Source organism: Novosphingobium chloroacetimidivorans (assembly GCF_014204535.1).
Lineage (GTDB): Bacteria > Pseudomonadota > Alphaproteobacteria > Sphingomonadales > Sphingomonadaceae > Novosphingobium > Novosphingobium chloroacetimidivorans.
Map to the genome: position 1 here is coordinate 1 of NZ_JACHLR010000074.1, position 2025 is coordinate 2025.

At 55.4% G+C, this 2025-nt stretch carries 1 pseudogene; it reads left to right on the forward strand.

Features of this window, described 5'->3' with window-relative positions:
• Positions 1 to 1611: 1611 nt before the first annotated feature.
• Positions 1612 to 1907, forward strand: a pseudogene (locus HNO88_RS21855) (transposase); the annotation flags it as partial.
• Positions 1908 to 2025 lie beyond the last annotated feature (118 nt).

The following is a 2025-nucleotide window of genomic DNA, read 5'->3' on the forward strand; positions in this document are numbered from 1 at the left end:
GTATCGGCAAGCTGCTCGATCGCTTCCTGCCAGACGAATGCGCCAACTTCTTCCAAGCCGCAGGATATCAACGCTCATGCTGAAAATGCTCTAGTTGCGGTATGCACGGGCGCGCTTCGATCACGCAGCCTTCTTTCGAGGACACAGGCTGGGTTATCATGCGAGTCCTGAGATCGTGATCGGATCTGCGGGGGAGGTCTTCCCACACCCTGGTACCTGTAAGCTTTTGGGGAGACCAACTGGAAAGTCGCCAGCTTCGTTGTGCCAACGGCCGATGTCCAGCTCTTAGCTGCTAATCCGGCTCCCGTATTTGTCCGTCTGCAGACGAAAAAAGGCGGCAACATGCCTGCGTGTCCGACTTCGAGCGCCAACAATCGACTCCGGCATGAAGGCTAAAGCCGGCGGATTATATGGTTTTGTTTGGTCTGAAGCAGCCGGGTTAACAACACGGCAGCTAGGGTAATTGAATGCTCGATCTGCCGCTCGGCAGAGGGTAACGCGGCTATGATCATCGCGAAAGTGAGGGTCGTGTGAAGATTGCCGGCATTGGTTCGTACCAGACCAGGCAACCAGCGCTGACGAACATCGGCCGAAGCATGATAGTGTACCCTAGCGTCTATAGTTAACTGACGTGTCTATCAAATAAAAAAGCCGTGTAGCCGCCGGACCGCCGAAACCAAGCTCATACGCGATCGAGGAGGCAGGAGTTCGCATCATCGAGCAAAGACATGGTCAACGTGGCGAAGCACGACGCTAGCAAGGATAAGTGACTTCTCTCGACCGGGCGAGAGTTGAGACAACCGATGTCGAGTATCGCATTTCTCGCTTTGAGAGGGAAAAGAATGGCGCACCGGACAGATTCAAACGTCCGACCCTCTTTGATCAAATCCTATGCGGCAGGATGGAGATTTAGCGCTCTATTAACCATTGATGAAAAAAGTCTGCTAAACGTCAGGTGGTAGGCCAAACGGATGGATCTCGTTTCGGCATATACGCAATTTTCTCAGGACACTGTCGATGTGACAGGTTTGTCGCGGCCTATGTTGCATCTGCTTGCAGGTTTAGTGATTTATCTCCCCGGCAGGCTGTTCTTCGGCGGAGGTCGTGGCTCACTGATAGCGATTTTTTTGGTCTTACAGGCTGAGCTTGGCAACGAGCTTCTGAACATGCTCCATTATGGATCTTGGCGGTGGCCCGACACTATAGCAGATGTCAGTTTGACGCTCCTGGGGCCGGTAATGTGCTGTTGCTTTTGGAGTAGCAACCGTAGCGAGGCGAGACCAATCGAGAAGATGAGCCTGAGTGGCGCAAACGAGACGAAGAACCGACTCGACGATCAGGTGAAACCGAGGCTAGTCGCTGTCCGAATTCGGTGTTCAGAGGGCCGCAATGTGCCGGATTTGGAAGGAACCAGATTAACTCAGCGCCTCCAACTGGCGGCTTGAAGCCCGACACCGTTGAAGTTGTTCCGGTGACCAAGGTTATAAGGCTCGCTCTGCTCACCTGGGCTCAGGACCTATCGAATCGCTTGCGGAGGGAGCGATCGGTTGATCCAATGCGGCGCGAGGAGGCGTCGGCATGAGTGATTAGATTTGGCTCTCAGGGGCGCAGATGCGCCCGATCAAGCCGCATTTTCCGCTGTCGTACGGTGTACCGAGAGTTGATGATCGGCGGGTTGTCAGTGGCATCAACTTCGTGATCAGGAACGGTCTTCGGTGGCGCGACGCGCCTGCAGCTTATGGGCCGCCGAGAACGCTCTACGACCGCTTCATCCGCTGGAGCAGGCTCGGCGTGTTCAACAAGATCTTCGCGGCGCTCGCGGCGAAGGGCGGACAGCCGGACCGGTGATGATCGATGCGGCCCATCTGAAAGCACATCAGACGGCGGCGATCCTACTCAAAAAGGGGCTGTCCCCGAGGTATCGGACGCACTAGGCCACCGACTCATTATGCCTGAGCCAGATGCGTATGGATGCGAGTTGGACTGAGGCGAGGAAGTTGTCGTCGCGTTTGTCATAGCGGGTTG